The 20,942-nt window shown below is 70.1% G+C and carries 19 protein-coding genes; 11 read left to right on the top strand and 8 right to left on the bottom strand.

Annotated elements, in window-relative coordinates:
• Nucleotides 1-13: 13 nt before the first annotated feature.
• The 5 genes from ACN27E_RS07065 to ypfJ are packed head-to-tail and all read right to left on the bottom strand — an operon-like array spanning nucleotide 14 to nucleotide 5,471.
• Nucleotides 14-841: a mycofactocin-coupled SDR family oxidoreductase gene (locus ACN27E_RS07065; protein WP_422747745.1), complete on the bottom strand. Its 828-nt coding sequence runs from the start codon at nucleotides 839-841 to the stop codon at nucleotides 14-16.
• On the bottom strand, nucleotides 838-2,325 hold the full coding sequence (locus tag ACN27E_RS07060; RefSeq protein ID WP_422747743.1) for a flavin-containing monooxygenase: 1,488 nt from the start codon (nucleotides 2,323-2,325) through the stop codon (nucleotides 838-840). Before ACN27E_RS07060 ends, ACN27E_RS07065 begins: the two co-directional genes overlap by 4 nt.
• Complete coding sequence (locus tag ACN27E_RS07055; RefSeq protein ID WP_422747741.1) at nucleotides 2,322-2,912, bottom strand: TetR/AcrR family transcriptional regulator; 591 nt, start codon at nucleotides 2,910-2,912, stop codon at nucleotides 2,322-2,324. The genes ACN27E_RS07060 and ACN27E_RS07055 overlap by 4 nt, the downstream gene beginning before the upstream one ends.
• 32 nt (nucleotides 2,913-2,944) lie before the next feature.
• On the bottom strand, nucleotides 2,945-4,597 hold the full coding sequence (locus ACN27E_RS07050; protein WP_422747739.1) for a DUF885 domain-containing protein: 1,653 nt from the start codon (nucleotides 4,595-4,597) through the stop codon (nucleotides 2,945-2,947).
• A complete protein-coding gene (gene ypfJ, locus ACN27E_RS07045) occupies nucleotides 4,590-5,471 on the bottom strand; it encodes a KPN_02809 family neutral zinc metallopeptidase (RefSeq protein ID WP_422747737.1) in 882 nt (293 codons plus the stop codon). Before ypfJ ends, ACN27E_RS07050 begins: the two co-directional genes overlap by 8 nt.
• Before the next feature lie 57 nt (nucleotides 5,472-5,528).
• Between ypfJ and ACN27E_RS07040 the strand changes: the two genes are divergently transcribed.
• Nucleotides 5,529-7,025, top strand: a complete 1,497-nt coding sequence (locus ACN27E_RS07040; protein ID WP_422747735.1) for a carboxylesterase/lipase family protein — start codon at nucleotides 5,529-5,531, stop codon at nucleotides 7,023-7,025.
• On the opposite strand, the gene ACN27E_RS07035 is transcribed toward ACN27E_RS07040, so the two are convergent.
• The gene (locus tag ACN27E_RS07035) at nucleotides 7,019-7,528 is read right to left on the bottom strand and encodes an SRPBCC family protein (protein ID WP_422747733.1); all 510 of its coding nucleotides are present in this window, start codon (nucleotides 7,526-7,528) and stop codon (nucleotides 7,019-7,021) included. The genes ACN27E_RS07040 and ACN27E_RS07035 overlap by 7 nt on opposite strands.
• 19 nt (nucleotides 7,529-7,547) lie before the next feature.
• Entirely contained in the window at nucleotides 7,548-8,438 is an 891-nt protein-coding gene (locus ACN27E_RS07030; protein WP_422747731.1) for an oxidoreductase, read from the bottom strand.
• 68 nt (nucleotides 8,439-8,506) lie between these two features.
• On the opposite strand from ACN27E_RS07030, the gene aspS reads away from it, so the two are divergent.
• The 3 genes from aspS (at nucleotide 8,507) to ACN27E_RS07015 (ending at nucleotide 11,228) form a co-directional block, all read left to right on the top strand.
• Entirely contained in the window at nucleotides 8,507-10,288 is a 1,782-nt protein-coding gene (aspS, locus tag ACN27E_RS07025) for an aspartate--tRNA ligase (protein WP_422747729.1), read from the top strand.
• Nucleotides 10,285-10,740, top strand: coding sequence for a nitroreductase family deazaflavin-dependent oxidoreductase (locus ACN27E_RS07020; protein WP_422747727.1), 456 nt, complete (start codon nucleotides 10,285-10,287; stop codon nucleotides 10,738-10,740). Before aspS ends, ACN27E_RS07020 begins: the two co-directional genes overlap by 4 nt.
• A gap of 62 nt (nucleotides 10,741-10,802) precedes the next feature.
• Nucleotides 10,803-11,228, top strand: a complete 426-nt coding sequence (locus tag ACN27E_RS07015; protein ID WP_422749688.1) for a nitroreductase family deazaflavin-dependent oxidoreductase — start codon at nucleotides 10,803-10,805, stop codon at nucleotides 11,226-11,228.
• Between the two features lie 84 nt (nucleotides 11,229-11,312).
• Here the strand turns inward: ACN27E_RS07015 and ACN27E_RS07010 are convergent, their stop codons facing one another.
• Nucleotides 11,313-12,512: a thiolase family protein gene (locus tag ACN27E_RS07010; protein ID WP_422747725.1), complete on the bottom strand. Its 1,200-nt coding sequence runs from the start codon at nucleotides 12,510-12,512 to the stop codon at nucleotides 11,313-11,315.
• Nucleotides 12,513-12,600: 88 nt separating this feature from the next.
• Between ACN27E_RS07010 and ACN27E_RS07005 the strand changes: the two genes are divergently transcribed.
• The 7 genes from ACN27E_RS07005 (at nucleotide 12,601) to ACN27E_RS06975 (ending at nucleotide 20,934) form a co-directional block, all read left to right on the top strand.
• Entirely contained in the window at nucleotides 12,601-13,065 is a 465-nt protein-coding gene (locus tag ACN27E_RS07005; RefSeq protein ID WP_422747723.1) for a winged helix-turn-helix transcriptional regulator, read from the top strand.
• A 15-nt stretch (nucleotides 13,066-13,080) separates the two neighbouring features.
• A complete protein-coding gene (locus ACN27E_RS07000) occupies nucleotides 13,081-13,986 on the top strand; it encodes a DUF389 domain-containing protein (RefSeq protein WP_422747721.1) in 906 nt (301 codons plus the stop codon).
• A 97-nt stretch (nucleotides 13,987-14,083) separates the two neighbouring features.
• Nucleotides 14,084-16,690, top strand: coding sequence for a circularly permuted type 2 ATP-grasp protein (locus ACN27E_RS06995; protein WP_422749686.1), 2,607 nt, complete (start codon nucleotides 14,084-14,086; stop codon nucleotides 16,688-16,690).
• Nucleotides 16,687-17,607 carry a transglutaminase family protein gene (locus ACN27E_RS06990; RefSeq protein ID WP_422747720.1) on the top strand — a complete coding sequence of 307 codons (921 nt, stop codon included), beginning with the start codon at nucleotides 16,687-16,689 and terminating at the stop codon, nucleotides 17,605-17,607. Before ACN27E_RS06995 ends, ACN27E_RS06990 begins: the two co-directional genes overlap by 4 nt.
• Complete coding sequence (locus tag ACN27E_RS06985; protein WP_422747717.1) at nucleotides 17,600-18,679, top strand: zinc-binding metallopeptidase family protein; 1,080 nt, start codon at nucleotides 17,600-17,602, stop codon at nucleotides 18,677-18,679. The genes ACN27E_RS06990 and ACN27E_RS06985 overlap by 8 nt, the downstream gene beginning before the upstream one ends.
• Nucleotides 18,680-18,744: 65 nt before the next feature.
• A complete protein-coding gene (locus ACN27E_RS06980; protein ID WP_422747715.1) occupies nucleotides 18,745-19,581 on the top strand; it encodes a DUF3097 domain-containing protein in 837 nt (278 codons plus the stop codon).
• A 9-nt stretch (nucleotides 19,582-19,590) separates the two neighbouring features.
• Nucleotides 19,591-20,934, top strand: a complete 1,344-nt coding sequence (locus tag ACN27E_RS06975) for a replication-associated recombination protein A (protein WP_422747713.1) — start codon at nucleotides 19,591-19,593, stop codon at nucleotides 20,932-20,934.
• Nucleotides 20,935-20,942 lie beyond the last annotated feature (8 nt).

Genomic DNA, 20,942 nt, shown 5'->3' with positions numbered 1-20,942 from the left:
GCCCCGTTAGCGCTCAGATCTTGAGGTAGCCCTTGTCGGCGGGGATCTGCGCAGCGGTGATCAGCGACGAGGCATCGCCGGCCAGCCACACCACGATGTCGGACACCAGGTCCGGCGCGGCCAGCGAATCGGTGGGCAACGCGCCGGGGGAGAAGCTGTGGATGTAGGTCTGGTGATCGGCGAAGATCTGGTACATCGACGTGTCGTTGCCCATCGGGGTGTCGGTGCCGTAGGGGTGCACCGAGTTGACCCGGATACCGAACTCACCGAGCTCGACGGCCAGCGAATTGGTCAGACCCACCACACCGAACTTGCTGGCGCAGTAATGCCCGCAGCCCGGTACCGCCTTGATGCCGGCCGCGGAGCTGATGGTGATGATCGAGCCACCGTTACCGGTGGCGATCATCGGCGGGACGACCGCGCGGATGGTGTTCCACACGCCGGTGAGGTTCACCTCGAGGGTGTCCTGCCACTGCTGCGGGGTGATCTCCCACAGCCGGCCCCAGTTCAGCACGCCGGCGTTCGCGACGACGATGTCGAGGCGGCCGAACTGTGCGACCGCCTCGGCGACCACCCGCGCCTGCCCGTCGGCGTCGCGGACGTCGACGGGTTCGGCGATGATCTTGCGACCCTCGCCTTCGACCAGTGCCACGGTCTCGGCCAGATCCGACGGGTCGGCCGGCGGGTAGCCGTTGGCTTCGCTGACCGGTGCGCACGCGTCGATCGCGACGATGTCGGCGCCCGCGCGGGCCAGTCGCACACAGTGCGACCGGCCCTGGCCGCGAGCCGCACCGGTGACGTAGGCGACCCGGCCGGCCAGCGGCAATTCGTGTTCGGTCATGCGCTGCGCTCCTCGGGGATCGGGGCCACGGTGGCGGGTCGGCTCGCGAACACATAGTCCGACAGTGGTGAGCGGCGCGCGAAACGTCTTGCACCGGTGATGGGATGGGCCACCCGGCCGGCGCGGCGCATCCGCCGATTCCACCGGTCGAAGGCGTCCCGGCTCACGGTCACCACGGGGCGGCCGCGCCGCCTGGACTCGTCGATCACCCGCACCGCGTGGGCGGCCATGGTCTCGACGAAGTCGGGCCACGCGAAGCCCACGAAACCCAGCGGTCCGACGATCTCCCAGCGGTTGGGCAGCCGAGGGTGCGAGGTGCCGGCATAGGCGCTCAAGCCCTGCTCGCGGTAGAACTCGGCGAGATCGAACGCCGCTGTGCCCAGGACGGTTCCGGTCCGGTAGGTCTCCGGGTCGGTCCACAGTTCGTAACCGGTGGCGGTCACCAGCAGATCCGCCGGATGCTCGACCCCGTCGACGGTACGCACCCCCGCCGCGGTGATGCGTTCGATCGGGGTGGTGACCAGATGGGTGTGCGGATCGTTGAGGGCGGGCAGGAATGCACTCGAGATGACCGGTCGTTTGGCCAGGATGCCGTACCGCGGGACCAATGCCCGCCGGGTCGCGGGATCGCGGACCACGACGCGTAGCAGCAGCCGGTACAGCGCGCGGCAGTACGCGTCGTAGAGGGGCATCACGCGCACCAGTACCCGGTCGGGCAGGCGGGACAACAGGTGGACGATCGGTGCGATCATGAATGCGTCCATCGCGGTGCGGCCGGCCACGTTGACCGCGGCCACCACACCCGGCACGCGCAGGATCCGGCGCATCGCCGCGGGGATGTCGAAGTCGATCTTGGGGAGCACCCAGGCCGGGGTGCGTTGGTAGATCTCGAGTTCGGCGGCCACACCGGACAGGGCGGCGGCGATCTGCACACCGCTCGAGCCGGTCCCGATGACGGCCACCCGCTTGCCGCTGGGGTCGTAGTCGTCGTCCCAGGCGTTGGGTCGAAGGACGGTGCCTTCGAAGTCGTCGATGCCGGGGATGTCCACCCGCGGTTTGGCGTTGACGTATCCGCCCACCGAACTGATCGGGAAGCGAGCGGTGACGCTCGCGCCGTCCTTGAAGGACAGGCGCCAGAACCCCGCGTCGTCGTCCCATTGCTGACGCGTCACCTCGCAGTGCGGTCGCAGGTGGCGATAGAGGCCGAGTCGCTCGGCGGTGTCACGCAGATATGCGTGGATCTCCGGACCGGGAGCGAACAGCCTGCTCCAGTCGGGGTTCACGGCGAACGACAGCTGGTACCAGAGCGTCGGGATATCGACGGCCAGACCGGGATAGTGATTGTCGCGCCAGGTGCCGCCGAAGTCGCCGCCGCGTTCGATGATGACCAGATCGGTGATCCCGCGCTCGCGCAGCAGATGTGCCGCGGCGATGCCGCCGGGGCCGGCGCCGATGATGGCCACTTCGTGGTCGGGTTCAGTCATGCCGGCCTGGAGAGTCCTGCGACGATGTGATCGGCGACGAATCTGCCGACGGCATGCGGGTTGTCGAGGTCGACGCCCATCGGCGGCAGCACCTCGAAACTGAGCAACAACCGGACGATCCACTCGCCCGCGCGGTCCGGGTCCACCTCGGCGCGGACCTCGCCGCGGGCCTGCGCGGCGCGTACCAGCGGGCGCCACTGGTCGAGCGACCGAGCCATCAGGTCATCACCGACGTTGCGCAGCAAGAGAACCAGGATGCTCTCGTTGATGCCGCGCGGCGACACCGAATCAGACCGCTGCCGGTGGGCGCAGACCACCACCGCCGCGGCCGCGACCTGGCCGGCCAGGGTGCTCTGGCGGCTCATCTCGGCCGCCATCGTCTCGATGAACGCCGAGGCCAGATGGTCCAGAGCGGTGCGAATAGCGTTGTCGCGGCTGCCGAGTGCGTTGTGCACGGTGCCCCGCGACACCCCGGCGGCCTCGGCGACCGCCGTCAGACTGAACTGACGGGGCCCCATCCGCCGCAGAATCGTGGTGGTCGCGGCCAGCAGCGCCGGCGAGACCGGGCGGTCAGGGGCGGCGCGCACTTGAACACATTAGCGATATGTGTTCAACGTGGTCAATGGGGTCTGTCGAGGAGAGCCGAGCGCAGCACGTCGAGCGGCAAGCCGCCGAGGTCCAACGCGCGGCGGTGAAATTCTTTGAGCGGTACGCTGCCGGCCAGCACGGTGTCACGCAGTTGCTGCCAGATCCGTTGTCCCACAGCATAGGACGGAGCCTGCCCGGGCCAGCCGAGATAGCGGTCGAGTTCGAAGCGCAGCGTTTTCTCCGACTGCGCACAGTGCCCGCGCAGGAAGTCCCATGCTCGATCGGCGTCCCAGCGGCCACCCCCGGGTGCGGCGAGTTCACAGTGCACCCCGATGTCGATGGCCACCCGCGCGGCCCGGAACCGCTGAGCGTCGAGCATGCCCATGCGGGTGCCGTCGTCGTCGAGCCATCCCAACTCGGCCATCAGGCGTTCGGCATAAAGCGCCCAGCCCTCACCGTGGCCGGACACCCAACAGCCCAGCCGGCGCCAGCGGTTGAGTTCACCGGCGAGCACCACGGCCCGCCCGATCTGCAGATGGTGGCCGGGCACACCCTCGTGGAACACCGTGGTGGTCTCCTGCCAGGTGTGGAAGACCTCCTTGCCCGGCGGCACCGACCACCACATCCGGCCCGGGCGGGTCAGATCCTCCGACGGGCCGGTGTAGTAGATGCCGCCGGTCTGCGTCGGCGCGATCCGGCATTCGAGGTGCCGCAGTGGATCGGCGATGTCGAAGTGGGTGCCGGCCAGAGCGTCGACGGCACGGTCGGACAGATCCTGCATCCAGTGTTGCAGCGCGTCCGTGCCGTGCACCTGATAGCGCGGCTCGTCGTCGAGGCGGCGGATGGTCTCGGCGACCGAGGCCCCGGGGTACAACCGGGCGGCCACGGTGTTCTGTTCGGCGACAATCGATTCGAGTTGATCGAGGCCCCATGCGTAGGTTTCGTCGAGGTCGATGTCGGTGCCCAGGAACGACCGCGACATCAGGCGGTAGACATCCGCGCCGACCGCGTCACGGACACGGGCGCGCGGGGCCACCTCATCGGCGAGCACCGTCGCCAGGTCGCGGTAGGCGTCGGCGGCCGCGGCGGCGTGGCGCTCCAGATCAGCCCGCAACGCCGGTCCGGCCGCGCCCGCACCGGCCACCATGTCGACGAGCAGTTCGGCGATCTGGCCGGCCTGCTCGACGCCGCGGCGCACCTGGCGGATCGCCGGCGGGTGCGCTCCCGCGGCCGCGACGCGCAGCGCCTCGGCATAACCGGGGAGCCGGTGCGGCAGCCTGGCCAGCCGCCGGTCGATCACCGCCCAGTCGTCGGAGGTGTCGGTGGCCATCAGGTCGAACACGTCGCGCATGGTCTGCAGCGGTGAGGCGATCACGTTGAGTTCGCCGATGTCCAGGCCGGCGTCGTGGATGTCGAGCAGTACCCCCAGACGCTCACGCATGGCGGCGGCGGTGACCGCATCGGTGGCGTCGACGGCCTCCACGGAGTCCAGCTCCTTGAGCGCGGTCCGGGCCGCCTCGGCCCGGGCGGCCACCCCGTCGGGGGAGTAGTCGGTGATGTCCTCGTCGTAGTTGACGGCGCCGCCGCTGATCCCGAGTTCGGTTGCCGTGCAGGGATCGAGGCCGACCAGGGTGTCCAGGTAGCGTTCGGCGACCGCGTCGACCGCCGTCGGGGGCCTAACCAAGGTCGTTGGTGGCGAAGGTGTCGCACTTGGCCACGTCACCGGTCTGGTAACCGACGGTGAACCACTTCTGGCGTTGTTCGGACGATCCGTGGGTCCAGGACTCGGGGTTGACCCGGCCCGTGGCGGCCTGCTGGATACGGTCGTCGCCCACCGCGGCCGCGGCGGACAGCGCGTCGGAGATCTGTTGGTCGGTAAGGGGTTCGAGAAACGGCACACCGGTGCTGGCCTGCTTGGTGACCGCCGCATAATGCGCCCAGATCCCCGCGTAGCAGTCGGCCTGCAGTTCGGTGCGTACCCCCCCGCCCGAGGCGCCCTCGGGATCCTGCTGTGCCCGCCCGAGCACGCCCTGCAGATTCTGCACATGGTGTCCGAACTCGTGGGCGACGACGTACTCTTGCGCGAACGGTCCTCCGCTGGAACCGAATCGGTCCCGTAGGACATCGAAGAACCCGACGTCGAAATACGCGGTCTGATCCACCGGGCAGTAGAACGGACCCACGTCGCTGGTGGCTCCTCCGCAGCCGGTGTTCGTCTGACCGGTGAAGATCTCGACCTTGGGACGGGTGTAACCGGGCATCAGTTCCGACCACACCCCGTCCAGGGAATTGCCGGTGGCCACGACGCGGCACTGCACGAACTCGTTGGCATCCGCGCCGGTCCGGCACTGGCTCAGGTCGAACCCGGGCGTGTCCACCCCCTGGGTGCCCAGTTCCTGCTGCTGGGGCAGCACGGTGCCGGGATCGACCCCCAGGAACAGCGCGACGACCACGATGAGCAGACCGCCGATACCGCCGCCGACCGCGATGCCCCGGCCGTGGCCGCCGCGGCTCGACGTCGTACTGGTGTCGATCTGCATGCCCTCGTTGAACGTCATCGCACGCTCCTCCGCATCGCCCGCACGCGCCGAGCTTTCCACACTACGATTTCGATTGTGTGCGCCGTCGCCGAACTGTCGTCCGTGGCGCACACCGCACTGGGAGGGTTGCGGGGCACCGTCGAGGGCGGGGTGTCGGTGTGGCGCGGTGTGCCCTATGCGCGCCAGCCCCTCGGTGAGCTCAGGTTCGCCGCCCCGGTCCCGCTCGAGCCGTGGCGGGGGATCCGCGACGCCGTCGAACACGGGCCGATCCCGCCCCAGGGCCGGTCGTTCGTCGGCGGCGGCCGCGACGACCCCAAGATCCGCGACGAGGCCTGCCTGACCGTGACGGTGTGGTCCCCGCGCCGGGCGAAGGATCTGCCGGTGATGGTCTGGTTGCCCGGTGGCGCATTCGTCTACGGCGCCGGACAACTGCAGCTGTACAACGGCTCCCGACTCGCGGCCAACGGCAACGTCGTGGTCGTCAACGTCACCTACCGGCTCGGGGTGTTCGGCGGGCTGGACCTCGGGGCGCTCGGCGACGGCTTCGACGACAACCTGTGTCTGCGCGATCAGATCGCCGCGCTGGGATGGGTGCGCGACAACATCGGCGCGTTCGGCGGCGATCCGGACCGGGTCACGGTGTTCGGTGAGTCCGCGGGCGCGACGTCGGTGCTGGCCCTGCTGGCCAGCCCGGCGGCCGGCGGTCTGTTCGCCCGCGCCATCGCCCAGAGCCCGGCGCTGCCGCTCATCGCCGACCGGCAGATCCGGGCCGAGCGGGCACACCGCTTCCTCGACGCGCTCGGGGTGCCCGTCGAGGAGGTCAAATCGCTGCCTCAGCGGCGACTGCGCCGCGCCGCGGGCGGACTACAGCTGGCCAGCGTGGCCGAGACACCGACACTCGCCTACGGCCTCACCCACGGCGTCGAACTGCTACCCCGTCATCCCCTCGAGGCGGCCCGCGTCGGCGCGGTGGCCCGCGTGCCCCTGGTCATCGGCACCAATACCCACGAAGCGTCGATGTTCGCCTGGGGCAGGCCGCCGATGTTGCCGACCACGCGGGCCGGCGTCGAGGACTGGTTCGGCCGGTGTGCGCCCGGCGCCCGGGACCGCATCCTGGCCGCCTACCCGGACTTCCCCCGACGGCGGGCACTGATCGCCATCGGATCCGACGTCATGTTCGGTGCGCCGGCCTGGGCGTTCGCCGATGCCTACAGTGCGCTCGCCCCGACCCACGTCTACCGCTTCGACCACACCACGGCCACCCTGCGCGCGCTGGGGTTGGGCGCCACCCACGGCAGTGAGATCGTCCACATCCAGCACAGTTACGCGTCGTATCTGGGCCGCAAACTGCATCCGCTGGGCCGTCGGGTGCTGCCGTCGGTGGGCCGGCGGATGCAACGAACCTGGCTCGACTTCGCCACCGGGGGCTGGGAGCCCGGCGGGATCTGGCGCGAGGACTGGCCGCGCTACGACGCCGCGATCCGGCGCACCCGGGTGATCCGCTCGTCGCGCGACGATTCGGTCGACGATCCGGATGCGGTGCGCCGCGCAGCCTGGGCCGGCGTCTACTGACCGGAGACCGGGTAGCGCTCGTCGGTGTAGCGCCGCAGATTGTGCAGGAACTGCTGGAACTGCCGGCCCATCACCGGCCGCCCGACTGTCATGCCCAGCCGCGCGGCGAATCCGCTCGGCTTCATGGCCATCACCCAGGTCAGGTGGCAGCCGCCCGGTGTCTCGACCACGCGATAGTCCTCGGCGAACGCGGCGATGCTGCCGGTGGACGCTTCGTTGAATCGAAACGCCATGTGGCTGAACGGTTCCCACGCGAGGAACTCTTCATTGCCGACGATCCCGCCGCGCATGTGCACGGTGCGGGTGGTGCCGACCCCGCGGGGTTCCGGGCTGGTCCACGTCACCTTCGTGATGGCCGTCGCCCACTGCGGCCAGGACGTCGCGTCGCCGAGCACCTCGAACAGCTGCTCGGCGGTGATGGCCAGGTCGACGGTGCTGACGAACCGGTACGGCGCATGGTCGATGAAGTCCAAGCCGACCCGTTCACAGGTGTGCATGGCCATACACCGTAGTGCACTGTGTCTAGCCTGGACCGTCTCCGGCCGCCGCGAGCAGCGGCACGATGACATCGCTGATCGGCGTGGCGATGCCGTGGGCGGCGGCCTTGCGGGCGATCACCCCGTTGCGGATGTCCCACTCCAGGGGCCGGCCGGCTTGGCGGTCGGTCAGCATCGAGGTGGTGATGTCGGGTGGCCCCGCGGCCAGCATGTCGACGATCTCGTCGACCACTCCGTCGCCGAGCGAGGCCCCCTCGGCCCGGGCGACCGCGAGGCACTCGCTGAGATACCGGCGGGCCAGCGCGGCGATGTCGTCGCGGCCGAACATGCCCGCGCGCCGGCCGGTCAGCACCATGAATCCGACGACGGCGTTGACCAGCAGCTTGTGCCACGCCGCGCTGATGAAGTCCGGATCGCGCTCGATGTCCAGGTGCGGGCCGCCCAGCCGGTCGGCCAGGGTGGCCGCGGCGTCGGTGTCGGGCAGGACGATGCGGGCGTCGGTGCGTACCCGCACCCAGCCCTCGCCCTGCACCTCGGCGGAGATCCAGATCGCGGCCGGCACCACCACCGATCCGGGGCAGTGCCGCCCCACCCGCTCGGCCTGCTCCACGCCGTTCTGCAGTGCGCAGACCACGGTGTGCTCGTCGCAGAGCCGCTGCAGCCAGGGGGCGGCCGCCTCGGTCTGGGTGTCCTTGACCGCCAGCAACACGATGTCGGCCGGACCGTCCACCTGAGCCGGGTCGGTCTGTACGGGACCCGGTACGGCGATGGGTGGCCGGTCGTCGGGCCGGACGTCGAGCCCGGGCCGGGGGGTGTGCCCGCAGAGCAGGATCGACTGGCCGGCCTCATGGAGGAGGGCGGCCACGGTGGCGCCGATGGCGCCGGGTCCGACAAGGGCGATAGGGGTGCGCTGCACTGTCGCCAAAGTACCGGCCCCGCCGCCCCTCTAGACTGTGGCGGTTCTCGTTTCCGGATCGTCAGGAGTTGTTCGTGCTGCGCAGTCACCCCGCCGGATCGCTGCGGCCCGCCGACGCCGGTCAGAAGGTGACCCTGGCCGGGTGGGTGGCCCGTCGCCGTGACCACGGCGGCGTCATCTTCATCGACCTGCGCGACGCCTCGGGGGTGTCACAGGTGGTGTTCCGTGAAGGTGCCGTGCTCGAGGCCGCGCACCGGCTGCGCGCCGAGTACTGCGTCGCGGTAGAAGGCATCGTCGAGGTCCGCCCGGAGGGTAACGAGAACGCTGAGATCCCCACCGGCGGAATCGAGGTCAACGCGACCGCGCTGACGGTGCTGGGGGAGAGCGCCCCGCTGCCGTTCCAGCTCGACGAGGAGGCCGGCGAGGAGGCGCGGCTGCGCTACCGCTATCTGGACCTGCGCCGGGAGGGCCCCGGTAACGCGATCCGGCTGCGCTCCAAGGTCAACGCCGCCGCCCGCGACGTGCTGGCCCGCCACGACTTCGTCGAGATCGAGACCCCGACCATGACGCGCTCCACCCCGGAGGGCGCCCGCGACTTCCTGGTGCCCGCACGCCTGCAACCGGGCTCGTTCTACGCCCTGCCGCAGAGTCCGCAGCTGTTCAAACAGTTGCTCATGGTGGCCGGGATGGAGCGCTACTACCAGATCGCCCGCTGCTACCGCGACGAGGACTTCCGCGCCGACCGGCAGCCCGAATTCACCCAGCTCGACATGGAGATGAGCTTCGTCTCGGCCGAGGACGTCATCGCGGTCTCCGAGGAGATCCTGGCCGCGCTGTGGCGGCTCATCGGGGTGGAGTTGACCACGCCGCTGCCGCGGATCGGCTACGAGGAGGCGATGCGGCGCTTCGGCTCCGACAAACCCGATCTGCGCTTCGGTGTCGAGCTGGTGGAGTGCAAGGAGTTCTTCGCCGACACCACGTTCCGGGTCTTCCAGGCGCCCTACGTCGGGGCGGTGGTGATGCCCGGCGGTGCCGCGCAGCCGCGTCGCACGCTCGACGGCTGGCAGGAGTGGGCCAAGCAGCGCGGCGCCAAAGGACTGGCCTATGTGCTGGTGGCCGAGGACGGCACCCTCGGCGGGCCGGTCGCCAAGAATCTGACCGACGCCGAACGCGACGGGCTGACCGCCCACGTCGGCGCGAATCCCGGTGACTGCATCTTCTTCGCGGCCGGGCCGGTGAAGGCGTCGCGCGCGCTGCTGGGGGCCGCACGGATCGAGATCGCCAAACGGCTGAATCTGATCAACCCGAACGCGTGGGCGTTCACCTGGGTGGTGGACTGGCCGCTGTTCGAGATGGCCGAGGAGGCCACGGCGGCGGGCGACGTGGCGGTGGGCTCCGGGGCATGGACCGCGGTGCATCATGCGTTCACCGCGCCGCAGCCGGAATCGGTGGACACATTCGACACCGATCCGGGCAGCGCGCTGGCCGACGCCTACGACATCGTCTGCAACGGCAACGAGATCGGCGGCGGATCGATCCGTATCCATCGTCGCGACATCCAGGAGCGGGTGTTCGCCATGATGGGCATCGACCACGACGAGGCGCAGGACAAATTCGGATTCCTGTTGGACGCGTTCACCTTCGGCGCACCGCCGCACGGCGGGATCGCCTTCGGGTGGGATCGCATCGTGGCGCTGCTGGCCGGGATGGACTCGATCCGCGAGGTCATCGCATTCCCGAAGTCGGGCGGTGGTGTCGACCCGCTGACCGGAGCCCCCTCGCCGATCACCGTCCAGCAGCGGCGCGAATCGGGAATAGACGCCAAGCCCAAGAAGTCTGATCAGGCATGAGTGACTCCGACTTCGACAAGAACAGGCTCGTCGCCGACACCGATGCGCTGAACGACTTCAACACCGCCATCGTCGAGGAATTCCGGGCCAACGGAGGCAAGGTCGGCGGCCCGTTCGAGGGCGCGACACTGCTGCTGCTGCACACCACGGGCGCCAAGAGCGGGAAGACGCGGCTCTCACCGCTGGCCTACCTGACCCTCGACGACAAGATGCTCATCGTCGGCTCTTACGCCGGAGCGCCCAAGCATCCCGCGTGGGTGCACAACTTGCGGGCTTTCCCGAAGGCCCACATCGAGGTCGGCACCGACGCCTACGAAGTGGACGTGCGCGAATTGCCCGCCGACGAGCGCGACGCCACCTATCCGAAGATCGTCGAGGTGGCACCGGTGTTCGCCGAATACCAGGCCAACACCGAGCGGGCGATCCCGCTGTTCGAACTCACCCGCGCCTGACCGGGAATAGATCCGCGGTCGGCGGGGTCGTCAAGATCATGACGGACTACGACACCGACAAGATGGCGACCGACCGGGACGTGCTCGACGACGTCAACCGCAAGGTGGTCGAGGAGTTCCGCGCCAACGGCGGAAAGGTCGGCGGCCCCTTCGAGGGATCGGATCTGGTGCTGTTGACCACCGTGGGCGCCAGATCCGGCCAGCCGCGGATCTCACCGCTGGTGTACTTCGACATCGACGGCCGGATCCTGATCGCCGGTTCGTTCGGTGGCTCTCCGAAGGCGCCCGCATGGGTGCACAATCTGCGGGCCCGGCCCGAGGTCCGGGTGGAGATCGGCGACGACTCGTATGACGCCCGCGCCCGCGAGCTCCCGCACGACGAGCGCGATGCGCTGTATCCGCGGGTGGTGGAGAAGGCCCCGCAGTTCGGCGAGTACCAGTCCAAGACCACGCGCGTCATCCCGCTGTTCGAACTCGTCCGCGCCTGAACCCTGCCGCGAAACAGCATTCCCGGCGCCGAAGACGCTTACTCGACGACCGGGAATGCTGTTTCGCGGAGAGAATGGGGCTGACTACAGGCGCTCGATGATCGTGGCGTTGGCCATTCCGCCGGCCTCGCACATCGTCTGCAGTGCGTAGCGGCCGCCACGCTGTTCGAGCGCATTGACCATCGTGGCCATGATGCGCACGCCGCTGGCGCCCAGCGGATGGCCGATGGCGATCGCCCCGCCGTGCACGTTGGTCTTGGCGAGAATCGACGCCGGTGATCCCCCGGAGACGTCGGCAGCCCAGGACAGCACGACGGGTGCGAACGCCTCGTTCACCTCGAACAGATCGATGTCGGAGAGTTCGAGCCCGGCTCTGCTCAGAACCTTTTCGGTCGCCGGGATGACGCCGGTGAGCATGTACAGCGGATCCGATCCGACCGCGACCGCGGTGTGGATGCGCGCCAACGGCCGCAGGCCCAGCCGCCGCGCCACCTCGGTGGTGGTGATCAGCACCGCGGCGCTACCGTCGGACAGCGGCGAGCTGTTGCCTGCGGTGATCTCCCAGTCGATCTGGGGGAACCGCTGTTCGTAGGCCGGGTGGTAGAAGGCCGGCTTGAGTCCGGCCAACGTCTCGACCGTGGTGCCCGGACGGATGATCTCGTCGGTGGTGAGCCCGGCGATCGGCGCCAACTCCGCCGCGAATCGGCCCTCCTTGGTCGCTGTGGCCGCCTTCTCGTGGCTGCCGGCCGAGAACTCGTCGAGTTGAGCGCGCGACAGGCCCCACTTGGCGGCGATCAATTCAGCTGAGATGCCCTGCGGCACAAGGCCGTCGGGATATCGGCGGGCGAAGCCTTCGCCGAAGGGGTCACTGCCCGGCAGGACCGACGAGCCCATCGGCACGCGGCCCATCGACTCGACGCCGGCGGCGATGACGATGTCGTAGGCGCCGGAAGCCACCCCCTGAGCGGCGAAGCTGATCGCCTGTTGGCTGCTGCCGCACTGCCGGTCGACGGTGGTGCCCGGCACCGATTCGGGCAGCCCCGCACCGAGTAGCGCGTTGCGCGCGATGTTCACCGCCTGGTCGCCGACCTGGGTCACCGCGCCGGCGATGACGTCGTCGATCTCGGCGGGATCGACTCCGGTGCGCGCCAACAGCTCGGTGAGACTGTGGGCGAGTAGATCAGCCGGCAGGACGTCGTGCAGCGCGCCGCCCGCCTTGCCCTTCCCGATCGGGGTGCGTACCGCCCCGACGATGACGGCATCCCGCCCTGCGTATCCGGCCATGAGCGCCTCTCCTCTGAGTATCGTGGTCCGTACCCAGCTGTATATCACCTGGGTATAGTCACAACAACTCAGATGGGGTGGACATTCCGTGACCGTGCTGCAGGGGCCGCTGGCCGACCGCGACCGATGGTCGGCGGTCGGGCACTGTCCGATCGAGAAGACCATGACCCTGCTCGGGACGAAGACGACGATGCTGCTGATGCGCGAGGCGTACTACGGCACCACCCGATTCGACGATTTCTGGCGGCGGATCGGGGTGACCAAGGCCGCCGCGGCGGCCCGCCTCGCCGACCTGGTCGACGCCGGGCTGCTGCAGCGCAGGCCCTATCAGGACCCCGGCCAGCGCCGCCGCGACGAGTACGTGCTCACCGACGCGGGCCGCGACTTCATGCCCGTGGTGTGGGCGCTGTTCGAATTCGGCCGCAAACACGTCGACGACAGCAGACTGCGGCTCACCCACCTGGGTTGCGGTGCCGAGGCAGGTGTCGAGATCCGCTGTGCCGCGGGCCACCAGGTGCCGGCCGACGAACTGGGTATGCAGCTGGCGCGGTGACGCTAGTCTCGGCCGGTGCTGCATCTTCGGGTCATCGCTCCGCCCGAACTCCGTGACCCCATCCTGGAGCTGCTCTCCGGCAACCCGGGGGCGACGCACCTGGTGGTGCACCGCGACGCCGCCCTGGATCCCCGCGGCGACGAGATTACCGCCGAACTCGCCCGCGAGTCGGCCAACGAGGTCGTCGACGGGCTCAAAGCGCTCGGGGTCAAGGATTGCGGCGCCATCACCCTCGACGTCGTCGACACCGTGCTGTCGGCGCGGGCGTACCGGGCCGAGGACGAGGCCGAGGGCGACCCCGCCGACGCGGTGGTCTGGGACGAACTGGCTGCGCGCACCCGCGAGGAGTCGACGCTCAACGTCACCTTCCTGGCGTTCCTGACGCTGGCGTGCATGATCGCCGCGGTCGGTGTGGCCACCGACTCGCCGGTCACCGTCGTCGGCGCCATGGTGGTCGGACCGGAGTTCGGACCGCTGGCCGCGCTGGCGGTGGGACTGGTGCGCAAGCGGGGCTATCTCGCGCGGCGGGCGTTGGTGGCGCTGCTCGTCGGGTTTCCCGTCGCGATGGCCATCACCGCGGTGGCGGTGCTGGGCGGCGAGGCCGCCGGCTGGATCGAGTTGCAGAGCACCCGGCACCTGGAGGAGGTCGACTTCATCTTCCAGGTCGGCCCGCTGTCGGTGGTGGTGGCGTTGCTGGCCGGCGCGGCGGGCATGCTGTCGCTGGTGTCGGCGAAGTCGGCCGCGCTGGTGGGGGTGTTCATCTCGGTGACGACCGTCCCGGCGGCGGGTTTCGCGGTCGTCGCGGCCACCGTCGGAGACTGGGACATCGCCGCGGAGTCGGCTGCCCAGCTGGCGATCAACCTCGTCGGGATCGTCGGCGCCGGCGTGCTGGTCCTGATGGCGCGGCGGCTGGCCGGATGACCGCGACGTCAGGTCGTGCGTACCCCTGCGCGGTGTGGTGGGATCGGCGGATGGACCTCACTGACGCGCACCGTCGGATGCGTACCGTCTGGCAGTGATGGTTCTCCGCGCGATGGGCTCCCCGGAGCTCGATGATGTGCTGGCCGGATATCGCAGCGCCCGCGCCCAGCAGTCGCTGTTCGACCCACGCGATACGACGGCGACCCACTACGACGAACTCGTCGACGCCGCGGGTGACGTCCGCCCGGCCTGGCGGGAGCTCGCGGTGGGGGTGGGTGAACGCGGGCGCGAGGGCCTCGACCTGTTGCGTGCCACCGTCCGCGGCCTGGTCGACAACGACGGCATCACCTACATCCCGCCCGGCAGCGCAGAAGGTCCCGTGCCGTGGCAGCTCGACGGCGTGCCGCTGCTGATCTCGGCCGACGACTGGGACGGCCTGGAAACCGGTGTCGTGCAACGGTCCCGGATCCTCGACGCGGTGCTCGCCGACCTCTACGGTGCTCGGCGCTCGATCACCAGCGGCGTCCTGCCGCCCCAGCTGCTGTTCGCCCACCCGGGATACCTGCGCGCCGCACGCGGGATCGCGGTCCCGGGCCGGCGTCAGCTGTTCCTGCACGGCTGTGATGTCAGCCGGGGCGCCGACGGCGGCTTCCGCGTCAACGCCGACTGGACGCAGGCGCCGTCGGGAGCGGGCTACGCGCTGGCCGGCCGGCGGGTCGTCGCGCACGCCGTACCCGAACTGTACGAGCGGATCGGTCCGCGGCCGGTGACGCCGTGGGCGCAGGCGCTGCGGCTGGCGCTGCTGGAAGCGGCACCCGAGGCCGCCGATGAACCCCTGGTCGTCGTCCTGAGCCCGGGCATCATGTCCGAAACGGCCTTCGACCAGGCTTATCTCGCCGGAGTGCTGGGTTTCCCACTGGTCGAGAGCGAGGACCTGGTGGTGCGGGAGGGCCGGCTCTGGATGCGGTCGCTGGGAACCCTCAAGCGCGTCGACGTGGTGCTGCGCCGCGTCGACGCCGAATACGTCGATCCGCTGGATCTGCGCGCGGACTCGCGACTGGGTGTCGTGGGGCTGGTCGAGGTGCTGCGCCGGGGCGCGGTGACGGTCGTCAACACTCTCGGCAGCGGTGTCCTGGAGAGTCCGGGGGTGATGCGCTTCCTGCCCGAACTGGCCGAACTGCTGCTCGACGAGGCGCCCGCGCTGCCCACCGCGCCGTCGTACTGGGCGGGCATCGACCTCGAGCGCTCCCACCTGCTGACCCACCTGCCGTCACTGCTCATCAGATCGGTCACCGGCGGTGAGCCCATCGTGGGGCCGGCGCTGAGCGCGGCGGCACGAGCCGATCTGGCGGCCCGGATCGAGGCCACCCCGTGGCAGTGGGTCGGGTCGGAACTGCCGCAGTTCTCCTCGGCCCCCACCGACTTCCAGCGTGGGGGCCTGTCGTCGGCTGCTGTCGGCATGCGCATGTTCACCGTCGCCCAGCCGGGCGGTTATGCACCCATGGTCGGTGGTCTCGGCTACCTCCTGGCACCCGGACACGACTCGGCTCGGTTGGAAACCGTTGCCGCCAAGGATGTCTGGGTGCGCCCGGCGGCCCGGACGCAGGCCGAGCGCGCACCGGCCGAACCGGCCTCGATCACGGTGACCGGACGGCCCACCGGAGTGGTCAGCTCGCCGCGGGTGCTGTCGGACCTGTACTGGACGGGCCGCTACGCCGAACGCGCCGAACACATGGCGCGGCTGCTCACCGTCACCCGCGAGTGCTACCACGAATACCGCTACCGGCAGGACTCACCGGAAAGCATCTGCGTTCCGGTGTTGCTCACCGCCATCGGGCGGATCACCGGCACCGACACCGGGGCCGACGGCGACCACGCCGAGATGATCGCCACCGCGCCGACCACGCTGTGGGCGCTGACCGCCGACCGGCACCGCCCCGGTTCGCTGGCCCAGGCCGTCGAACGGCTGGGCTGGTCCGCGCGCTCGGTGCGCGATCAGATGTCCAACGACACCTGGATGGTGCTGACGGCCGTCGAACGTGCGGTCCTGCAGGCGTCGAGCGCGCCGCCGGAGTCGCAGGCCGAGGGGGAGGCCTACCTGGCCGCCGCGCACAGCCTGACGCTGGCGGGCATGCTGGCGCTGTCCGGGGTGGCCGCGGAGTCGATGGTCCAGGACGTCGGCTGGACGATGATGGACATCGGCAAGCGCATCGAACGCGGGCAGGCGCTGACCGCCCTGTTGGGCGCGACGCTCGACCGGGTCCGGCCGCCGTCGGCCGAACGGACGATCACCGAATCGACCCTGGCCGCGTGCGAATCGGCGATCAGCTACCGGCGTCGGACCCTGGGCCAGGTCAGCGTCGCGGCGGTGGCCGACCTGGTGCTGTTCGATCCGCAGAACCCGCGCTCGCTGATCTACCAGTTCGACCGGCTGCGCGCCGACCTGCGGGCGCTGCCCGGATCGTCGGGATCCTCACGGCCCGAACGCATCATCGAGGATCTGACGGTCCGGCTGCGTCGCGTCGACCCGGATGACCTCGAAGCCGTCGGTGCCGACGGCGGCCGCGACGAACTCGCCGGCCTGCTCGACGGGATCAACGGTGACCTGCGCGAACTGTCGGTGGCGATCACCGCCAGCCACCTGTCCCTGCCCGGCGGTATGCAGCCGCTGTGGGGCCCCGACGAACGCCGGGTGCTGCCGTGACCCATCCGCAGAGCCGGCCCGGGAGCCGCTGCTACCAGATCAGCCACCGCACCGTCTACACGTACTCCGACGACGTCACCAGCTCCTACGGCCGCGGCTTCCTCACCCCGCGTGATCTGAGCCGGCAGCGGTGCCTGTCCCACGAATTGGATATCCGCCCCAGCCCCGGTGACCGTTCGACGAGCCGCGACGTCTACGGAAACCTCAGCTCGTACTTCCACGTCACCGAGCCGCATCGCCGGCTGTCGGTGACCAGCAGATCGGTCGTGGAGGTGGACCCCGTCGCGCCCGAGCGCTACCGCAGCGCCGCGGCGGGCGCACCGTGGGAGATCGCCCGGCCGGTGGGCGCGGACGCCGCCCTGGCCACCGAGTTCACCCTGGATCTGCGCTCAGCGGAGATCACCGATGCCGTGCGGGCCTATGCGGCACCGAGTTTCACCCCGGGACGGCCGCTCATCGAGGTGTTGCGCGACCTCACCTCGCGGATCTTCACCGACTTCACCTACCGGTCGGGCTCCACCACCGTCTCGACGCGGGTCGACCAGGTTTTGGCCGCCCGCGAGGGGGTATGCCAGGACTTCGCGCGGCTCGCCATCTCCTGTTTACGTGCCCACGGTCTCGCCGCGAGCTACGTCTCGGGTTATCTGGCCACCGATCCGCCCCCCGGAAAGGAACGCATGGTAGGCGTCGACGCGACCCACGCCTGGGCGGCGGTGTGGACCCCGCAGAACCACTGGCTGGCCTTCGATCCCACCAACGACCAGATGATCGACGAACGCTATGTCGTGGTCGGTTTCGGGCGCGACTACGCTGACGTGCCGCCGCTGCGGGGGATCATCTACACCGACTCGCAGCGCAGCGCGATCGAGGTGTCGGTCGACGTGGCGCCATGCGAAGGAGTCACCCGGGATGCGTGATTTCAACTGTCCGAACTGCGGGCAGCGCCTCGCGTTCGAGAATTCGCTGTGCCTGAACTGCAAGAGTGCGCTGGGATTCTCGCTGGAGGACATGGCCCTGCTGGTGATCGCCCCGCCCGACGAGAGCGGCCACGCCGGTGCGGTCGACGAGAGCCGCTACGAGCTGTGCGCCAACCGGCATCTGGCCGAATGCAACTGGCTGGTCGAGCGGGGGGCCGACGGCCCGCGGCTGTGCGCGTCGTGCGAGCTGACCCGCACCCGCCCCAACGACGCCGACACCAAGGCGCTCGCGGCTTTCGCATCCGCCGAGGCAGCCAAGCGCCGGCTGATCGCCGAACTGCACGAGCTCAAGCTGCCGATCGTCGGCCGGGATCAGGATCCGGACTACGGGCTGGCCTTCGACCTGCTCTCCAGCGAGAACGAGAAGGTGTTCACCGGCCACGCCAACGGGGTGATCACCCTCGACCTGGCCGAGGGTGACGATGTGCACCGCGAGCAGCTGCGCATCGCGATGGAGGAGCCCTACCGCACGCTGCTCGGGCACTTCCGCCACGAGATCGGACACTATTACTACTACCGGCTGGTGAGCCCGTCCCCGGAGCTGAAGGCCGCGTTCATCGACTTGTTCGGCGACCCCGACGCCAGCTACCAGGACGCGCTGGACCGCCATTACAGCCAGGGTGCGCCGGCGGGCTGGGAGCGTGATTACGTCTCCTCCTACGCGACCATGCACCCCGCCGAGGACTGGGCCGAGACCTTCGCGCACTATCTGCACATCCGCGACACCCTGGACACCGCGGCGGCGTTCGGATTCGCCCCGGCCGGTGCGACCTTCGAGCGACGGGTGCTGGGGCCCAGCGGATTCGACACCATGATCGAGATGTGGCTACCGCTGTCGTGGTCGCTGAACATGGTGAACCGGTCCATGGGCCGCGACGATCTCTACCCCTTCGTGCTGCCCCCGCCGGTACTGGAGAAGATGCGCTTCATCCACACCATCATCGACGACATCACCTCCGACCCGGTCCGGCTGGCCGATCTGAACGCCAACCGTCAGCGGCAGCAGGCCTGAGGCCGCCGAGCAACACGCCCGCGCCGTTGGCCGGTGTCGGCGGTCGCCGTCCCTAGGATCACCCGGTGACCGATCGCTACGGCCGCGACATCCTGGCCGCCAACCCGCACGCCCCGAAACGTGTCCGCTCCACCGAGCAGCCGGTCGAACCGGGGATGGTGGTCGAAGACGCCCAGTCGGGCTATGTCGGCGCCGTGGTGCGCATCGAACACGGCCGCGTCGACCTCGAGGACCGGCACGGCCGAACCCGGGCCTTCCCACTCGGACCCGGTTTCCTCCTCGACGGCCGACCCGTCGTGCTGACCGCGCCGCGCCGCGCCCCGGCCGCCCCGGCGCGCACCGCCTCGGGGTCGGTGGCGGTACCGCAGGCCCGGGCCCGGACCGCGCGGGCGGGCCGGATCTACGTCGAAGGCCGCCACGACGCCGAACTGGTCGAGCAGGTGTGGGGCGAGGACCTGCGCGTGGAGGGGGTGGTCGTCGAGTACCTCGGCGGCGTCGACGACCTCGCGGCGATCGTCGACGACTTCCGGCCCGGTCCGGGACGCCGGCTCGGAGTGCTGGTCGACCACCTGGTGACCGGAAGCAAGGAGACCCGGATCGCCGACGCGGTACGGCGCGGACCCTACGGTCAGCACGCCCTGGTGGTCGGGCATCCGTTCATCGATATCTGGCAGGCGGTCAAACCCGCGCGCCTGGGGATCACGGCGTGGCCCGACATCCCGCGCGGCACCGACTGGAAGCACGGCATCTGCGCGGCCATGCGATGGCCGCACGCCTCGCAGGCCGACATCGCCGCGGCCTGGCGGCGCATCCGCAGCCGGGTGCGGGACTGGAACGACCTGGAACCCGCGCTGATCGGACGGGTCGAGGAGCTGATCGACTTCGTGACCGCACCGGTGTAAGCAGGGAGCGTGTCCGACAGCCTGTTCGACGTACCGGGTGAGGCGCCGGCGCCCGCCGCGGGGGGCGCGGTCGGCGCAGCCTCCCCGCTCGCGGTGCGCATGCGGCCCGCCGCACTCGACGAGGTCGTCGGCCAGGGGCATCTGCTCAAGCCGAATTCACCGCTGCGCCGGCTGGTCGAGGGGTCCGGCGCGGCGTCGGTCATCCTCTACGGCCCGCCCGGCACCGGCAAGACCACGCTGGCGTCGATGATCTCGCAGGCCACCGGCAGGCGGTTCGAGGCGCTGTCCGCCCTGGCGGCCGGGGTCAAAGAGGTCCGCGCGGTGATCGAGAACGCACGCGTCGCGTCCATGCGCGGAGAGCAGACCGTGCTGTTCATCGACGAGGTCCACCGGTTCTCGAAGACCCAGCAGGACGCGCTGCTGGCCGCGGTGGAGAACCGCGTCGTGCTGCTCGTCGCGGCCACCACCGAGAACCCGTCGTTCTCCGTCGTCGCGCCCCTGCTGAGCCGGTCGCTGATCCTGCAGTTGCAGCCGCTGACCCCCGAGGACGTGGCCACGGTCCTGCGCCGCGCCATCACCGACGAGCGCGGGCTCGGCGGCAGGGTGAAGGTCACCGACGAGGCGCTCGAACAGATCGTGCAGCTCTCGGCCGGGGACGCCCGGCGCGCGCTGACCGCCCTGGAGGTGGCGGCCGAGACGGTCTCCGCGTCCGGGGACGAGGTCACCGTCGAGATCGTCGAACAGTCGCTGGACAAGGCGGCGGTGCGCTACGACCGCGACGGTGACCAGCACTACGACGTGGTCAGCGCGTTCATCAAGTCGGTGCGCGGATCCGACGTGGACGCCGCGCTGCACTACCTGGCCCGGATGCTGGTGGCGGGGGAGGATCCGCGGTTCATCGCCCGGCGGCTGATGATCCTGGCCAGTGAGGACGTCGGCATGGCCGATCCGACGGCGCTGCCGCTGGCCGTCGCCGCCGCCCAGACGGTGCAGCTGATCGGGCTGCCGGAGGCGCAGTTGACGCTCGCCCATGCGACCGTGCACCTGGCGACGGCACCGAAGTCGAACGCCGTCACCACCGCGCTGGGCGCTGCGATGGGCGATGTCCGGGGTGGCAAGGCCGGCCTGGTACCGCCCCACCTGCGCGACGGTCACTATTCCGGGGCGCAGAAACTGGGCAACGCCGTGGGGTACAAGTACGCCCACGATCAGCCCGGAGGCGTTGCCGCGCAACAGTATCCGCCGGACGAACTCGTCGGTGTCGACTACTACCGGCCGACCACCCACGGGGTGGAGCGCGAGATCGGCAGCCGTCTCGACCGGTTGCGGGCGATCATCCGCAAGCACCGCTGAACCGCGCG

Origin of the sequence: Mycobacterium sp. WMMD1722 (assembly GCF_049315205.1) — a bacterium.
Lineage (GTDB): Bacteria > Actinomycetota > Actinomycetes > Mycobacteriales > Mycobacteriaceae > Mycobacterium.
The sequence above is the reverse complement of the archived record's forward strand: the minus strand, read 5'-3'. Positions and strand labels throughout refer to the sequence as shown.